The following is a 15,612-nucleotide window of genomic DNA, read 5'->3' on the forward strand; positions in this document are numbered from 1 at the left end:
AGGGGGCGCCGCGCCCCGACCAATCAAGCAACCGAACAGTGAACTTCCGCGGCGAGTGCCGGGGTTACGAACTACCTGAGTCGACGAATGCTCGCGAGGCACTGATGGCGCGCACGCGGCCACGGCAAAGAGCTGCAGTGTGCTTCTTCGGGCACGCCCGGATGGAGAACGGCGACGGCATCTCCATCTGAGCGCCCGGCACGGTCGCCATAACAGTCTGCTGCTATTCTGCGGCGAATCAAGGGCAACGGTCTGCGACGGCGTTAGATCGGTGCCGACAAAGGTTACAGCGACATCGCGTCCCGCAATGTAGTTTAGGAGGACGGCGCAATGCCGCAAATGGCATCGAATAGCAGTCGCCCTCGCTCGAACGTCGGCAGGCGCCTGCGACGCGCCGGCTATCAGGCGCAAGAGCGGATCCGGAACTGAGTGGCGGAGATCGTCGAATGGACGAAGAGGATGGGCGGACCGGGGCGGGCGGGCTTTCGCTGAATCCCTCGGATGGTATTTTGAGCTTATAGGGTACGGCTTGGGTACAACCGAGTGCGGATGAACGAGTTTACGCCGGAGCTGGCGACGCCGTGAGGCGCTGAGTCGAGCGACGTGGTTCGCCAGCAGCCCCGCGATCCCCAAGAAGCCGTGTCTTCCCGGCTCATGGCGGGCTGAGATCACGCTCAGCCGTATGCGCCGCCCGGAAACGGCAACTGCGCTCAACTGTCTGCTAGGGCGGTGTTCGCAATGCTGCAATCCCATGTCCCGACCTGCCCTCTTGCGTGTCGCGCGTCGTCCGTCAAGGGACAATGTGGACAAATCGGTCGGCTGGTGAAGGGAGCAAGGATTGTCGCGCGCCTCATTTCCCGCCTCGGGAGGTATAGTCTTTGAAGCGGCTTCGGGGAGTGTCGGCGAGATGGTGGCTGCGGGGCCGGGGTTTGCTTGGCTCAGCGGCGACCAAACGACGGGAATCGTCGGGCGCTGCACGCAACCGGCAGTACTGTCTGGAACCTCCATTCTAAAGATCCCCGTCTAGAATTTCAGACAGTTATGATTCTCGGGCGGCGACATGGCGTGGGCGCCTTTGACGAGCGGTTTGTCTGTCGCCTGGGCGCTTAGCAATAGGCCGGCCGCGAGATGTGGCGGCTTCGAATGCGGCGCGGGTGTTGTAGTAAGCCGTCGTCGCGCGTGGACCGCCGTAGTCGTTTCCGGGTGTGAGGCATGGGATCAACTCGGCGAAACCGACAAAACTCGCGGCGTTCAGCGGGAATTGGCCAAGGATTCGAATTGTTCTCGGAATTGGGATAGTGCCGTCGGCACGACAGGAGGTGACGGTGATGCCACGGGGAAACCAGGCCGACATCCTCAGCCACCTCCGAGCGCAGGCAGCCCGTGCTCTCGACCTGCTAGAGCGAGAGATTGACCGGCGGGAAGCCGAAATCCGCGACATGGTGAGCCAGCTCGACGGCTGGCGGGCCTTCGTAAACGGTGGTCCGCGACTCGGTCCGCGCGGGAGACCAGCAGTCGCAGCAGGAGGTTGGGCGCGCTCGCAAGGCGGACAGCGTGTCAACTGGGACAAGGTGCTCGCCTCGGTGCCGAAGAAGTTCGGCGTCGAGGACATCATGAAGGACCCAGGTGCAGCCGCGAAGGGTCGCGCGCAGGCGTATCCGGCGCTCAACCGATGGGAGACTTCGGGGCGGATCAAGCGGATCGAGAAGGGCCGCTACGAGAGGGTAGGCGCATCGAAGCGGAAGGCAGCCCGGGGGCGGCGTCCGGTGAAGAAGAAATAGCGAGCGCCGCCTCAGCGTGCCTCGCTTCGTGCTGGACGTTCCCAGCTAGAGGGCGCAATCGACCCGTTCAGGACCACGACCCGCTCGCGAGTCACCGTTAGTTCGTCCGGTTGTTCGCATTTCTGTCTGACGATTCGGACGGAAGCCGACCAAAGCAATACGCACACCTCGCCGCTGTTGCTCTTCGATCCGCTCTTTCGCGGGCACGTCTCATGCTGTACGCGGCGCCCCTCCCACACCTGAGTCGCAAAACATGCCGCCTTGCTCGGCCGGTCGGCGGCACCATGGCGCACAACCGGAGTAGACTGAGCATGAGAGCCGACCCGTTCGCGATCCTCGGCGTTGTCCAGGACGCCGTTGCCCCAATGCCGGCCGCGATGAAGGCGTTCCCATCGCGCATGATCCCTGAACAATCGCGAATACGCGCGCAGCCTATCCGAGCCTGGACGCGCTGCCGGCGCATCAGCGCACCCACGCTCATCAGTCTGGTGTTCAGCCGCGGAGGAGCACTGGAAGTGGCGATGGGCGACGCCGTGAGATGAGGAAGATTCGCGATCTGCTTGCATCAGATGGGCTTAGCGACGTTCCCGCTCAATTCGAATCAATGACGCGACTCTGGAATCCGGCCACCGAGCAACGCGTCATTGACCGGCAACGACGAGACACGAAATTGTGGCACCAGGGCTGTGCCTCTCTGCAGCTCGTCTGACTGAACGTACATGCTGAAGGTCGTGGCCGTAGCATCTGCCATCTTGTCAGTGCTCGATATCGTGCTGCATCCGAAGTTTGAAATCGGCTTCAACGGGGTGCTTTTGGGTGCGGTAGCTATAGCATCGTGGATCGTAGACAAGCTCAAGCAATGCGTCGAGAACGTCCTCGGGACGGCAGAGCGAAGAGCCGTCAAAGGTTTGGCGGCGGAAAGATTCGCCGCCGGCAGCGCGATGCATTGCTCGCAGGCGGCGTTGGAAGCGGCTGCGGCCGCTGGTCCTCAATACGCGAGCGTTGCGTTTCCTTCTCCGCGGTTCGTTTCCCGGGAAAGCGTCCACTCGATGAGCTTCCGGGTCGTCATCAAACGGGACTTAGGGCCAGCCTGCGAATGGAGGTTGGTGACGTGGCCTCCCATGGTCACGGCGTACACCTCCGTCGCTTCTCTCCCATTCTCCAAATGGCTCGCGCTGCCCGCCGGTGTGTGCGGTTGTCATGTTGGGCGCGCAGCCGCTCCAGGATGCCTCGAATCCCTTCGATCAGACAATCCACGAGGGGCTCGTCGCGGTCGGCGTGCTCCTCAGGACGCTACTGGTTCCCATTTGGCTGGTGGGCCTTTTCGCTTCACGTCGGTCGGTGCGAGCCTGGTTCTCTCCGCCGGTGCTCGACCGATTGGAGCGTGACATGTTGATCCTCTTGGCAGCTGCGCAGCGCCCGAGCCCACGTCGCAGCGGAAAGCCGGAAGAGGGTCCCTGCGGCAGAAAGCCTGGCTGGGGCCAACTGGTTCGGGCCGTATCGGTCATCGTTCGCCGATGTTTGGCTCGGCCTAAGTATGCTTGGAACTTGGGACATGTTGCACCGCAGGATTTCCAGCCACGGAAGGCATTCGCACCTGGTATCACATGGTCCCGTAGCGGCCGCACGGATGCGTGACGTCTGCGATTTCGGGCGACTCGACGCAGCCGACTACACGGCTCCCGATACGCCGGCGCCGGCAGTCGGCGCTACCCCATCGCGCGATTGAGTCACGATTCACCAACCAGTATCACGCCGTCCAAGCGGGCAGGCGCAGACGCACCGTGGAGCATGCAGTGGCAGACGAACCGAGACCGCGAAGAACGGGAAGAGTGGAGTAGCCGGTGCGCGCGCGACTGACGGCGGGCCGTATCAGCTCCTCATCCTCGCGCTCTCCGCTGCTTGTCCTCTTCGCGGTCGCCATCCAGTCTACCACGGATCTCGAACCAGAACGCGAACCATCGATTAAGCCGGCTTCGGCGCCTGGTCAGTACTGCATATGAATCTGGCTAGACCGAAAGGACATCGCCATGAATGACGGCATCGTTGCGGTGTCTATACAAGTTGGCACAACGGCGAACCAGCCGCCTGAACGGTATCCGAAACTGACGCTTCGCCGCCTCCGGAAACTCGTCGAGAAGTTTGCGCGGCGCACGCACCGTGATTTCAGTCTTAAACGGGCACGGGGTACGGATAGCGGAACACCGGAACACTCGGCCGACATAACTCTCGTTTATCCGCTAGGTGCGTCAACAACGCCGGATGATGTGGTTCGCTTCTGTAGAGATGTTCACAAGCTTATTTGGCGGCTACTTACGCAGTTCTATCAAAACTGGGTTAGCGTACGGGTTGAACTGTCCGTCCGCGGACAGCCTCCCATCGTCTGGCACTCCGGCACGCGTCGCGGCACGCCACTCGCCGATCCTCCCTTTCTCTTTCCCGGTCTCATTGCCCGGAAGCTCGCGTTTGAAGGAGTATTTCCCCGCGACGGACTCAATTTGGCCGAGCTTTATCGCACAGTTGCTATGTTCTACGCTGAGATCTTTCAATCGGATCTCGTGTCGGACCGAGTGCCCGGCGTATGGCGGATAGCGGATTCCGATTCCGCGAGCGCCGCAGATATTGCGCAGCTCCTTGTAGACCCGGCTGCGCGTGCGGCCTTCGACGCATCAATCGTGAAGTTGTCTGCCGATACCGAAACCGCGGAGCCAAGCTTCTATCAGGCAAGTGGTGAATTTCTTCGGCACTTTCAACGCGCTTCCGACATCCCCGTCTATTATGTGCCACAATTCGCGCGCCTCCTGGCGGGTGATCGAGGACCAATCGCGTTGGGCTCCTGCCCTTATGTGGTCGGAGCGGGCTGCTGTGAGGGATCCTTACTTACCACGTTAGGCTGGTGGCTGCTTTTGAAAGACCGGCCAGAGACGTTTCAACGTTTTCTCCGTCTCTTCAGAGGACCGCAATATTGTGAGGCCGTTGCGAGATCTATGATCGGAATGAACGTAGTTACTGCTACCCCACACGGGCTTGTCACACAGAGGCGTAGTATGACGGTCGGTTCTTACCCTGGCCTCTACATGCTGATACCGGCGGGCCAGCTTCAGCCCACGAAGGGATTGGATCAGCCGAGCTTGTTCTGGACATTTATTCACGAATTGGATGAAGAGATGTTTGGCGGTCCGGAGGACCGCGATATCAGCGACGTCATGAAAGAAACGCACATTGAGACATTGGAGGGCCGATTGACGTATCTCGGCTACGGGGTGGAGCTTATGAACGTTCACGTGGTGTTATGGCTTCTGTTCGAGCCGTCATCGCGATGGTGGAGTCAATTTCGACCGCGGATCGAATTGAATTGGGAGCACGAGGGCAAGCGGCCAAAGTACGTTAGTCTCGATCAACCAGACGTCGATCTAGTCCCAAGCGTCTACGCGGGCTTGGACCTTGTACGACGGACGGTCGCTCGAAGATAGCGCATACGACCGACATTCCATGGGAGGAACGTGGCGCAGCGGAGAGGTGATTGCCGCCCGTCCGATGCCTCGTCTGCGAAGAGACCGCGGCCTGTGCCTCGATAAATCTCAGGATGCTGGGAACATCGTTCTCGCTCGCAGGCAGGGCGTTCTCATCCTTACGCGTATCGCGGCGAAGGCAGTCAGAGACACGATCCCAGGTCACCTGGCCTGGTATCATCGGACTCGGTGGCGCGATCCGGCAGCGTACTGGCAGGCGCGCTGGTCCGGCGTCGGGTCTGGTGCTGCCGCCGCACGCGTTGGTCGCCGGTGACGGCCCCGTTGCCAACGCGATCATGGACCGACAGCGAGCGGTCGTCGCTCTCCTCCCGACCGTGATCCCGCCCGAGGACGTCGTCCAGGTCGACGTCGGCGTCGACCGGATAGCGATCCGCTCCACCTCTCCGCCGGCGGAGACATCGAGCCGTGACCGCCGCGATCACTCGCTGCGGCAACTGACCGCCTTCCACGGAGCCGGTCATTGCATCCGCGGCCGGCTCTCCGTCCTCGGCCGGCCGTGGTACAGCCGGCGCCAATGAAGCTCCTCCGCTGGTTTCGAATCCTCTCGACCCCACTCCTCGTCGTGGCGAACCTCGTCCTCGCCGCGACCGCCGTCCTCCAGTTCTTTACGGTCCGGGAAAGCCTGCACGTCACGCAGGATATGCTGACGGCGACGAAGAAGTCCTTCGAGCTGTCGAAGCGCGCTTGGATCATCCCCATGTACGTCATCCCTACCGGACGCCAGCCGTTCGAAAGCGGAGTCAGGATCACCCTGCACAACTTCGGCGAAAGCCCAGCGTTCGACGTGAAGGCTGACTTCTCGATCGATCTGGCACCGCGCGGACAGAAATTCGAGCCGCCTACGCGACGGTCGGGGCCGTCCGGCGTAGTGCCTCCATTTGATTTCGCGGGTGCCGACGTGGCAGCACGGACCATCGTGCCGATACCGCCGCCAACCGAAGTGACATCGCTCAAGGGGAGGGTGGAGGTCTTGAGTGACGGCCTGCTCACTCTGCGAATCCCTCTCGCGGTCGGCGCCGACAAGCTGGCCCCATTCGCAGGCCGATACGGCTCACGAATCCGATACCTCAGCCTGGTCCTGCCTAGGCAGTAAAATAATGCCGCACGGCACCGCTGCGATGAGGTTAACTCGCCTGGTTCTATTCGTCGCCTTCATATTCGGCGCTGCAGGTTGGGCACACGCCTTCCACGATCAAGCGGTCGGTCGGGTCGGTCGGATCGTGGGTAAAGTTACGCTCTGCGGACAGCCGGTCGGCTTCAATGCACTCGTATTCATCCCCGGAAAGTCGATCCAGGCTCGCACCGCCGGAAACGGTTCGTTCGAGGCTCGCCGAACGGCGGGATCTCGACCGCGATACCGTAAACTGTCGGATCGGAGATCGCGACTACGACCTTCAGTCTCGCCCTCGTAGCGGCCGACCACGCTCCAGTTGTCGTTCGCGGCTGCAGCCTGCGACACGAGCGAGCAGACATCCTGGCCCCCGCCGACATCGGACAGCGTCCCCTCGAAGTCATTGACGACCGCTTTGATGTCCTTGGCGGCCGCGCTCGGCAGCTTGAGCCGATAGCCGCCGCCGACATACCAGCTCCCCTTCTTGAGGCCGAAGGCCCAGCTCGGCTTCCGAGCCGAGTCGACCGGGATGAAGATGGCGAACGAGGTGTCGGCTTCGGGCCATTCCTGGCCCAGCATGACGATCCTGGCATTCACGGCCTGGATCGCCAGCAGCTTGGTGTTCCCCTGGCCATCCTTGCAAACCTTGAGATTGAGCCTCGTCGGCTACGAACTCTCGCTGCGTGGCAGAGCGAAGGAAGCAGAGCGAGCGCTGGAGAGCGCCTGCATCGCGCGCTTCGGGACGCTGCGACCGGCGGGCGAGACGCCGGTGATCCGATCGGACAACGGCCTGATCTTCCAGAGCCGACGATTTCGGGCGGCGTGCCGGGACTACCGGCGCTCGGCCAGGAGTTCATCACGCCGTACACGCCGGAGCAGAACGGGATCATCGAGCGCTTCTTCCGCAGCCTGAAGGAGGAGTGCGTCTGGCAGCGCAACTTCGTCAGCTTCGCGGAGGCGCGGCGAGCGATCCGTCGGTGGATCGAGTGGTACAACGCCGAGCGGCCGCACCAGGCGCTCGGGTACCGCAGCCCACGGCAGCATCGCGCTCAACAACTTCAACTGGTGGCTTGACCTTCGGGGGAGCACTACACTCCTTCCCTCGCCCCGCCGGGACGATTCTCCGAGAGGCCATCATGATCAGCGACGAGTGCATCACCGTGGTGCTCGATTGCCGCGCGTTTGGTGGGAACCGCGCCTATCTGTGCGTACCGCGGTCGTAGCGCCGGAGATTCCCGACACTCTCGGAGGGCATGTCGACGCACGAAACGGCATCGTTCGCGGTCACGATGACGCATCGCGGTCGTGGTTGCCGATGAGACATTGGATGAATGCCTCGCCGACGCGGAAACGGCGCCCGACGCGAGCGCGCCGGCGTTGCACCTCGCGAGGTAGCCGAAACCGGCGAAAGTCCCGGACTGCACTCGCGGATTCGAATTTTCCTCGGAATTGGGATACCTGCCGTCGCCACGGATAGGAGGTGACGACGATGCCGCGAGGACAACAGACCGACATCATGAGCAGCTTTCGCGCTCAGGCAGCCCGCGCTTTCGACCTGCTACAGCGGGAGATCAGCCGTCGAGAAGCCGAGATCCGGGACATGATGACCCAGCTCGACGGCTGGCGCGCGTTCGCGAACGGCGGCCGTCGGCGTGGGAGAACAGCAGCCGCACGGCGAAGTCCGGGCCGACCCCGAGGCGGGAAGCGAGTGAACTGGGACGAGGTGCTCGCTTCGCTGCCGAAGAAATTCGGCGTCGAGGACATCATGAAGCACCCGGGCGCGGCCGCGAAGGGTCGAGCGCAGGCGTACCCGGCCCTTACTCGTTGGGAGACGTCCGGCCGCATCGAGAGGATCGACAAGGGCCGCTACGAGAAGGTTTCCGGGTCAAAGCCGAAGAGAGAACGGACGCGGCCGGCAAGGAAGAAGTAAGAGACCACGGGGAGGACGGTCGGGTCGGAGCCGACTCTGACTAGGGCAATGAGGCCGCTGACCCGTCGTCTTGGCCTCAATGTGCGGCGTTTGATTGGCGCCGCGGCGGCGCGTCGGATGTGCCGACGTTCAGACGCGTGATGGTGCATAGAATGCGGGGCGGGGTGCGGACATTGATGTTTTCGAAAGCCTGCTACGGTCGATACACATCAACGACGATCGGCGGCAGGTTGTGATGTCGCACGAACTCAAAATTGATCGGCTTCATGCATCGTCGAAAGTCGTCTGAGTACGGTGGACCAACTGCCTGGCACAGTTCTGCTCCGTCCAACCATTGGAGCAGCGCGGCGGGACAAACGCATCCGTTCGTGTAGTACATCACGGTATCCACGGGCTGGGATATGAACTCGATCGATCGCGAGGCGCGGTTGTCCTTGGTCAGCATTGTAGCCCTGAAACCATTCGCGATCCGGGTCCCTGGCGGCTTGTCTGATGGGAGAGGTTGGAGTGCAGTACAACCGTGCGGCTCACCGTCTCGCTGGAACGTCAGGAGACCTCTGTTACCGCGACGAAACGGGTCGCGGCCGCTCTCATGGCGCGATGGCTCGCCGGCGCCGTGGTCGGGAACCTCAGAAGTCCCGCTGCCGCCGACACCACCGCCAGATGGAACTTGCGCAACCGAGAAGGGGACGCGTGACGGCTCCGGCGATGGCCCTGCACTCTCAGACCCACTGGCAACGACGGTGCCACCTGCGAGTGCCGTTCGGATCGCCTGCGCGACGGCCGGATTCGGCACCGTTCCCGCAAGCTTCTGCAGCCTCTTCTCGGCTTTCTCGCTGTCCTTTGAGACCCGGACGTTCATCCTGAAAGCACCCACGGCGGCATCCGGCTCGCCGAGCGCCACGAGCACTTGGCCGAGAGTCTCCCACGCCATCGGTCGAGTCGGCGCGACCGCGAGCGTCGACACGATGGCTTCCGCGGCCCCCTGATAGTCCTCCGCGAGCAGACGCGCGTACGCGAGGTTGTTGAGGACTTCCGGTTCAGCGGGATCGGCTGCGACGCCGTCCCGGAATGTCTTGGTGGCTTCGGCGTACTTGCCCGCTCGTATCTGGGCGAGCCCTTGATCGTTCAGGGATCGAGCGCGAGACCTGTCGCCACGAGCAGGCTTTGGGACGATCTCCAAAGCGCGCTCGTGGTCCGCGACGCTCCGGACGTCGCCGGCGGCCGAGAGCTTGACGATCTGCCAGATCGCATCAGCCGCCTTCCCGGCTCCGAGCGGGTTCTTGCCTTCGGTTGCGACGGGCGCCGTGGTTGGTGCCTGCGCAGAGCCCGACACCGACCACAGCTCTGGTCGGTACGCCGTCCACATCTTCCCAGGGAGCTGCTGATAGGCGGTGACGTTGTCCGACGAGAGCTGGAACTTCCGCCGCACCTGCATGGTCCGCTGCGCCATGCCCTCGTCGGGGCCGTGGTCCTTCATGTCCACCACGATCGAGTCCGGTGGCTGGATCTCGACGGACTGCAGCTCGATCCGGTCCCCCAAGAAGATCGCGTGCGTGCATCGCGGCGTTCCGAAGGCATCCGAGAAGACATGTATCGTCCAGAACACGCCAGTGCCCGCTCCTCCGTCGTACACGGGAGCCACCGCATCGATCTTCCCGTCGCCGTCGAGATCACCGACGGCGACGTGGCCTTCGTCGAGGACGGCTTCAGGAACGTCGTGTGAATCCGGCGGCTCGCGCGGACCGATGAACTTGCCGTCGGTGAGACGGAAGCCTTCGTCTGCGAATCGCCCCGAGCCGTTCCCGGCATGAAGCACACAGTGATAGTCGGCGTTCGCGAGCACCTTCCCCGCCGATGCGACGATGTCGTCGCCGGCGGCTCTGGCGCTGTCGGCCGCCATGGTGGCACCGGCTATGTCGGCCTGTCGCTGCGCGCTAGCGACTCGCCGATCACGGTTCCGCGTGAATCTCTGTAGTTGGAAGCCACGGGCCGCGATGGTTTGGTTGACAGCGATAACGGGTGTCGTCGCTCGGACACCGATCACACCTCGAATGATCGCTTGCGTAGCCTTTGCGTTGATTGCGATCATGTTGATATCAAATCTTTCACGAGAAACGGGCTCGCCACCCTCCGGCGGGTCCTCGCCCCGAGGGATGAACCAGTCGGGAAGTTCGTTCTGCGACTCTGCGACCACCGTCGCCATGAGATTCTCGAACTCTTCCAGACACTGCTTCTGCTGAGCTGCGGCTGCTTCAAGCAACTTTTCCGCGCCGGCTTTCCGTTCTTTCAGGTCATTCGCGGCTCGGAACGCCACCGATCCGGCATTGCTGAGTTGTTCGAGCATCCGATCGCGTTCAAGCGTTGCCCATGCCCGAAGCGATCCGGATCGCCCCTCATTTTTCATTCTTGAGGTACCGCGCACAGTGAACTCGTCTGGCCGATTCAACTCCTCGTCAAATGGATCGAACGCGCTCCCTATTGACAGTGACTTCGGGATCTTTCCTCCGTTGTTATCACGGGCTATCCTTGCGACGGCAGCTCGTTGATCTGCCGATAGAGCACGTATCCCCTTCACGAGAGACGCTGACCATAGATCGAACACGTCGGCGTCAACCGAACTCCGTTCGAGAGAAAAGTGCCCCCACCATTCGATCGCAAGGGCATGCCAAGCAAGAGCTGCGAGCTGATCATACTCACCGTGCGTCCGTTTGCCACGCGTTTCGAGGATCGTCGCAAGCAACGAAGCGGCCCACTCATTGCGCGACTCGGCGGCTCTGAACGCCAGGCGTTCGGCTTCGTCTTCGTCAGCGGGGACGCCGCGACCCTCGCGGTGAATGTTCGCGAGCTTCACGGCTGCCTGTGAATCGCCGTTTGATACCTGCTGTTCAAGCGCCTTTCGGGCGCGGTCGCAGTAGGTCTTCCAGTCTCCTTCGACCTTTGCGACACAGTCGCGGATGAGATCGTCCACGCTCGGCGGCGATGAGCATGCACCGCTGGACACCATGAGAGCCATCGAGACGGCCGCAAAGAGGCCACGGTGACCAGCCAACACGCTCACGATGATCAAGTGTCCTAGCACGCCCAGTACGCCAGCATGGAAATGCGCAGGCCAACCACGCGCGCCATCGAAAGGTAGGCGGAACAACCTTATGCGGTTCATCCTGAGCACACTCAACGATCAGGCGACTCGGCATCCTTTGCTTCGCGAGTGTCGATTGTTAAAGATCTTTCAGGATCTCCCGGCGTCTCTCTTTTAATTCGCTATCAGTGATAAGCCCCTGAGCGTGCAAACTTTGAAGCTGGCGGAGCCGCGACTCTATCGACTCCTTATCCGGTTTCGGCGTCGCTGGTGCTGAGGTGGTGGGTGCCGAATATGTCGGCATCCACTCATCGGGAGCCGTACTTTTGATTGGTACGACGGTTTGACACCCAGCCGTCAGTGCGACGGCTAACCAGCCACAGTGCAACCGTTTCACTTGGAAGCGTACTGGCTCAAGAGTGGCGTCAGTTTAGGGACGCATGACTTCAAGAAGTTGTCCATCGCGAGCGCGAGGATACTCCGATATTCCTCTTCCGAGCCCCACCATCCGGTTTGGGTAGCTTCTCCGGAGCAACTCGTCGAGAAGAGCCGTACTCCGTGTTGATCGATTCCCACTTCTGCGTCGACCCACGCCGTCTGAGCCATGTAGGTATCCACGAAAACTTTCGTGACCTTACCGACCACTGTTGGAAGCCCACCTGCGGTTTGGGCTGACTCTACTCGCTCCACAGCGAACCCTTCCGCGGTAAGGCCGTTCACGAGGCCACCTGACACCCAGAGTACCGGATTCTGAGTACCCTCGATCTTCTTGACGGGCATGCCGTACAGATTTCTCATCTGTCCAATCTCATCGCCGGTGGCATAGTCAGCAGATCGAGTGTCATCGAAGCGAGCGACAGCAATCCGACCGGCTCCGCCTTTCGCAGGAGACGGACTAACGTCCAAGGTGCCGTAGCCCAAGGGCACCTTCATCGGACCGCATCCGCAAACAAGTAGAATCAAGAGAGATGCGACAGTCGCTCGGAAGACAGACCTCGTGTGAGTCGGGAGGGTGCATCGCTCAGACGTAGTCAAGTACATGCTTACTCCAGGGTGAGGTTACGAGGTTGCTCGCCATCGCTCGTAGAACAAGAGCACGATGTCAGTCAAGAGATGGTGCGGGAGAAGTCAAGTCTTGACCTCGGGTCGCGCCGTTAGCCGCCCGACTAGGGCTGTCTCGTGACCTCGGATACGAGTCGCGCGGACCATTGGCTACGCTTGGCAGGACCCGCACATCACCGACCGGATCGACTACTACCGCCAACTCGACCTGCGGATTGTCGACGTGAATCCCTCGCGGGCGCCATTCGTCATGGGCGGGCGGCGACCTACGGGACGGGGTCTGAGCGGGTTTCGCAACTACGGACGGCTGGAACTCCAGCCGCAGGCGCAAAAAACGGTGCGCTGGATGCTCAACAGCGGCGAACTCGCTGCCCGGGTCCGGGACGTACGTGCGGGTCGCGGCAAGGATCTGTTCCAAGAATAGCTGGCGTACATTTTCCCCTGCCTAGATCGCATGGCTCGCCAGAAGGCGGCCGCCGTGATGACGCCGAGGGACGGAGCCAACTCACTCGAAATGACGCGCGTGGACCCAAAAGAGGTCCAGCAGTCGAGACTGTTCGATGAACAGAATGCGGATCCCGAGCCTTTCGGCGGTCCGCTCACGGTGCGTCTTGAACTCCGGACTTTCCGCGTCGCACAGCGTCATGATCCAACCCGCGCGCACTGCCCCGGTTTCGGTAGTACTGGAATGCCTCGTCGATCTGATCGACGGCCGAGAGGTCATGTGCCGCGCCCTCCCAAGCCTTCACTTGGACAAGAAGGAGCCAGGAGAGGGCCGGCGGCTCCCCGGATCTCGCCACCGGGTCTTCGTAGCTCACCACGAGGTCGGCGCCGTGTTCGGTAGGACCTGCAGTCCACTGCACGTCCGCGCCCCGGAAGATCGCTTCGAGTAAGCGTTTGCAGGGCTCCTCCAACTCAGCGTTCTGAAAGCTCTGGCGAAGGCGATCAAGAAATACTTCGTGCCACTTGTCCCGGACGGCAGCGTCTGCGTCGCTGACGACTCTCGCTAACGCGCCCGCCCGGTCCCACTGGACTGCGCCGACATCGCCGCTCTGTGCAAGTTGCCACAGTTCGTCGAGGTTCCTGCTGTGATCGGCGAGGGACCAGATGCGGCTGCGAGAGGTCATGCTCCTCCGCAGGGGCGCGGTAACTCTCTCGTCCTGGTAGGCGAAGAAGGCGCGCTTCGAAGGCGCACTCACGGGAAGGATGTGACCGTAGTCTTCGCCGAGGTCGTTGATGTTCTCTGCTTTGGAAAGTTGAACAGGTTGATAGTCGTAGGCACCGCTCATTTCGACAAGTACGAATTGTCCGTCGTTCGGAAGATTCGAAAGCAAAAGCCTCGTCCCGACCGCGAATCCGTCATCGCCTCCAAGCATCCGCCAGTTCTTCCAGGCGGCGATCTCTTCTTCGTCGAGTTGCTCGCCGCGATCGTTGCGGTCGCGGAGCATGCGGAGGTCAAGTCTTGGTGCGTACCCCCACCCCTGACGGAGACGTCCTTGGCGAAGCTCCCTCAAAACCAGCGGGCGATTCCAGCGATCCGTTCTCATCGCGTAGTATTTCATGTCAGGTTCTCTCGGTTGTGAGTCCTGCGCCCTCTCCAACCTATCCGGCAACGGGTTGTCCTTGTGGATCATTCCGATTCTGAGCTTACCGACGGATGCCCATGACCGATGTCTGCCCAGCCCGAACGCACACCGTCATTTCTACGCGAACGCTGGCGCGACCGGGAGCGGTTCGACGAGCCACGCAACGCCCGTGCGGCGAACGGTCGAAGAAGAGCGGCACGCGTTGCGTACTCTCTGGAGCCGGATTGCATCAAACGGAATGTGCCTGCGATGCGTCCGAAATCCCCCGAGCGTTTTCGCGTACTCCGCGGGTCGATTGCCAGAACGAATCACGCAGCCGCAACGGCGCGTTGCGCCGGAAGGGATCGAGGCTCCGCAATCGAACGTGTCTTACGGCTTCACAGCCTCGAAATTAGTCCAGTACTCCGTCGTCTCCCCTGCGGCCGGATCTTGAGCGCGCCAGACAACAACGCCGTCTCGACAATGAAAACCGGCTGATCCGCCTTCAGCTTGATGCATTCGCCGGTCATCAACGCGAGCATGAGCCCCTTTTGAAACGCTTCCTTGTCGCCAGTCGCTGCGTAGTGAACCAGTTTCTTGAATTGGTCCCAGTCCTGACAACCGATGTATCCGTCTCCATTCACCTTCCGTGGCCTTTGCGCCCAGACCGGTGCAGCAAGACCAATGATAAACATCAGAGCTACGAGAGTTTTCATCGCTCACCTGCACGGTCTCTTAGGCTGGGCCGTTGTGGTCGGGAATGCTCCCAGCCTTGCTAGCCCGTCGGTGTCATTTGGTCAAACAGAAAGAGTGGCACTTGTGACTATGGCGGTCGCACACCGCTGGCGGCAGGCTGAGAACCGAGGCGACTGTCGGACTAGATGTGAGCGGCGGCGTTCGGCGTTACCTTCGTCTGCGCCCGGGGTTTTCGGTACCCGGGTTCCTCAGCCCATTCCGGAGGAGCCCGGGTACCGCTTTCGATCGCACCACGCCGCGTCCGGCAGCTTCGAGCGGTTCGATCAACGACGACGTTTTTGAATCGGCAGGGTCTTCGGCCACCACGGCTAGCCCATCATCAGCGCCTCCCCACCGCTTTCGTCTGCGGGCGGCACGCCTAGAAGCAAGTCAGCCCAGTCGCTCCTCTGGCAACGTTTCGATCTCCGGTGCGACGTCGCGCAGCACCCGAGTCGTCTCGCTTCATCAGCTCGCGGAGCAAGGCGCTACCACGGGCGGGCGCGGTCTCCTCGGAGCCCACCGCGGTCAGTGAATGATGACCGGCGGAGGGGTCGTCACGAACACGTTCGTCTGGGGTGGTGGCGGGGGAACTTCGCCGTGGGTCTGCGGACCTCCGATCCCTGTCCACCCGACCGCGACCAGTTTATCCTCGATGAAAACGTACGGAGTTAACTCATCGTCGGTAAGCCTGCCATCCGCGACCCAACCGGATCGAAAGTAGTAGATTTCTACGGGCTTCCCTTCGGTATTTACGAACTTCTCCGGCGGCCGCTTGAGGTCGGCAGAAAGTCCCGCCTGGCTCGGTCCGAGGAT

Annotated in this window: 13 protein-coding genes; 7 read left to right on the top strand and 6 right to left on the bottom strand. The window is 61.8% G+C overall.

All coding sequences use genetic code 11. From position 1 onward, the window contains the following. Nucleotides 1-1,328: 1,328 nt before the first annotated feature. From VFC51_12275 to VFC51_12290, 4 genes are all read left to right on the top strand, one after another. Nucleotides 1,329-1,781: a hypothetical protein gene (locus VFC51_12275; GenBank protein ID HZT07801.1), complete on the top strand. Its 453-nt coding sequence runs from the start codon at nucleotides 1,329-1,331 to the stop codon at nucleotides 1,779-1,781. A 2,030-nt stretch (nucleotides 1,782-3,811) separates the two neighbouring features. Beyond that, nucleotides 3,812-5,254 (top strand): hypothetical protein, encoded by a 1,443-nt coding sequence (locus tag VFC51_12280; protein ID HZT07802.1) that lies wholly within the window; start codon nucleotides 3,812-3,814, stop codon nucleotides 5,252-5,254. A 281-nt stretch (nucleotides 5,255-5,535) separates the two neighbouring features. Next, on the top strand, nucleotides 5,536-5,832 hold the full coding sequence (locus VFC51_12285; GenBank protein ID HZT07803.1) for a hypothetical protein: 297 nt from the start codon (nucleotides 5,536-5,538) through the stop codon (nucleotides 5,830-5,832). Next, nucleotides 5,829-6,407: a hypothetical protein gene (locus tag VFC51_12290; protein HZT07804.1), complete on the top strand. Its 579-nt coding sequence runs from the start codon at nucleotides 5,829-5,831 to the stop codon at nucleotides 6,405-6,407. Before VFC51_12285 ends, VFC51_12290 begins: the two co-directional genes overlap by 4 nt. Before the next feature lie 99 nt (nucleotides 6,408-6,506). Here VFC51_12290 and VFC51_12295 read toward each other — a convergent pair whose 3' ends face one another. Beyond that, nucleotides 6,507-7,022, bottom strand: a complete 516-nt coding sequence (locus tag VFC51_12295) for a hypothetical protein (protein HZT07805.1) — start codon at nucleotides 7,020-7,022, stop codon at nucleotides 6,507-6,509. 225 nt (nucleotides 7,023-7,247) lie between these two features. On the opposite strand from VFC51_12295, the gene VFC51_12300 reads away from it, so the two are divergent. Further along, nucleotides 7,248-7,499 carry an integrase core domain-containing protein gene (locus VFC51_12300; protein ID HZT07806.1) on the top strand — a complete coding sequence of 84 codons (252 nt, stop codon included), beginning with the start codon at nucleotides 7,248-7,250 and terminating at the stop codon, nucleotides 7,497-7,499. A gap of 415 nt (nucleotides 7,500-7,914) precedes the next feature. Further along, a complete protein-coding gene (locus VFC51_12305; GenBank protein ID HZT07807.1) occupies nucleotides 7,915-8,355 on the top strand; it encodes a hypothetical protein in 441 nt (146 codons plus the stop codon). 193 nt (nucleotides 8,356-8,548) lie between these two features. On the opposite strand, the gene VFC51_12310 is transcribed toward VFC51_12305, so the two are convergent. Further along, entirely contained in the window at nucleotides 8,549-10,258 is a 1,710-nt protein-coding gene (locus VFC51_12310; protein ID HZT07808.1) for a tetratricopeptide repeat protein, read from the bottom strand. A gap of 762 nt (nucleotides 10,259-11,020) precedes the next feature. Here VFC51_12310 and VFC51_12315 point away from each other — a divergent pair. Then, complete coding sequence (locus VFC51_12315; GenBank protein HZT07809.1) at nucleotides 11,021-11,221, top strand: hypothetical protein; 201 nt, start codon at nucleotides 11,021-11,023, stop codon at nucleotides 11,219-11,221. A gap of 609 nt (nucleotides 11,222-11,830) precedes the next feature. Here VFC51_12315 and VFC51_12320 read toward each other — a convergent pair. From VFC51_12320 to VFC51_12335, 4 genes are all read right to left on the bottom strand, one after another. Next, nucleotides 11,831-12,370: a hypothetical protein gene (locus VFC51_12320; GenBank protein HZT07810.1), complete on the bottom strand. Its 540-nt coding sequence runs from the start codon at nucleotides 12,368-12,370 to the stop codon at nucleotides 11,831-11,833. Between the two features lie 728 nt (nucleotides 12,371-13,098). Next, entirely contained in the window at nucleotides 13,099-14,133 is a 1,035-nt protein-coding gene (locus tag VFC51_12325) for a hypothetical protein (protein ID HZT07811.1), read from the bottom strand. Nucleotides 14,134-14,462: 329 nt separating this feature from the next. Then, entirely contained in the window at nucleotides 14,463-14,780 is a 318-nt protein-coding gene (locus tag VFC51_12330) for a hypothetical protein (GenBank protein HZT07812.1), read from the bottom strand. 544 nt (nucleotides 14,781-15,324) lie between these two features. Next, nucleotides 15,325-15,612: hypothetical protein (locus VFC51_12335; GenBank protein ID HZT07813.1), on the bottom strand; the 288-nt coding region annotated here is incomplete at its 5' end.

This window comes from Chloroflexota bacterium (assembly GCA_035652535.1).
In the GTDB taxonomy this organism is placed as follows: Bacteria; Chloroflexota; UBA6077; order UBA6077; family SHYK01; genus DASRDP01.

Coding starts and splice junctions, on each gene's coding strand:
- VFC51_12320 (HZT07810.1), bottom strand. CDS start 12,370: ATGAAGGTGCCCTTGGGCTACGGCACCTTGGACGTTAGTCCGTCTCCT.
- VFC51_12330 (HZT07812.1), bottom strand. CDS start 14,780: ATGAAAACTCTCGTAGCTCTGATGTTTATCATTGGTCTTGCTGCACCG.
- VFC51_12315 (HZT07809.1), top strand. CDS start 11,021: ATGCCAAGCAAGAGCTGCGAGCTGATCATACTCACCGTGCGTCCGTTT.
- VFC51_12290 (HZT07804.1), top strand. CDS start 5,829: ATGAAGCTCCTCCGCTGGTTTCGAATCCTCTCGACCCCACTCCTCGTC.
- VFC51_12275 (HZT07801.1), top strand. CDS start 1,329: ATGCCACGGGGAAACCAGGCCGACATCCTCAGCCACCTCCGAGCGCAG.
- VFC51_12310 (HZT07808.1), bottom strand. CDS start 10,258: ATGGCGGCCGACAGCGCCAGAGCCGCCGGCGACGACATCGTCGCATCG.
- VFC51_12325 (HZT07811.1), bottom strand. CDS start 14,133: ATGATCCACAAGGACAACCCGTTGCCGGATAGGTTGGAGAGGGCGCAG.
- VFC51_12305 (HZT07807.1), top strand. CDS start 7,915: ATGCCGCGAGGACAACAGACCGACATCATGAGCAGCTTTCGCGCTCAG.
- VFC51_12280 (HZT07802.1), top strand. CDS start 3,812: ATGAATGACGGCATCGTTGCGGTGTCTATACAAGTTGGCACAACGGCG.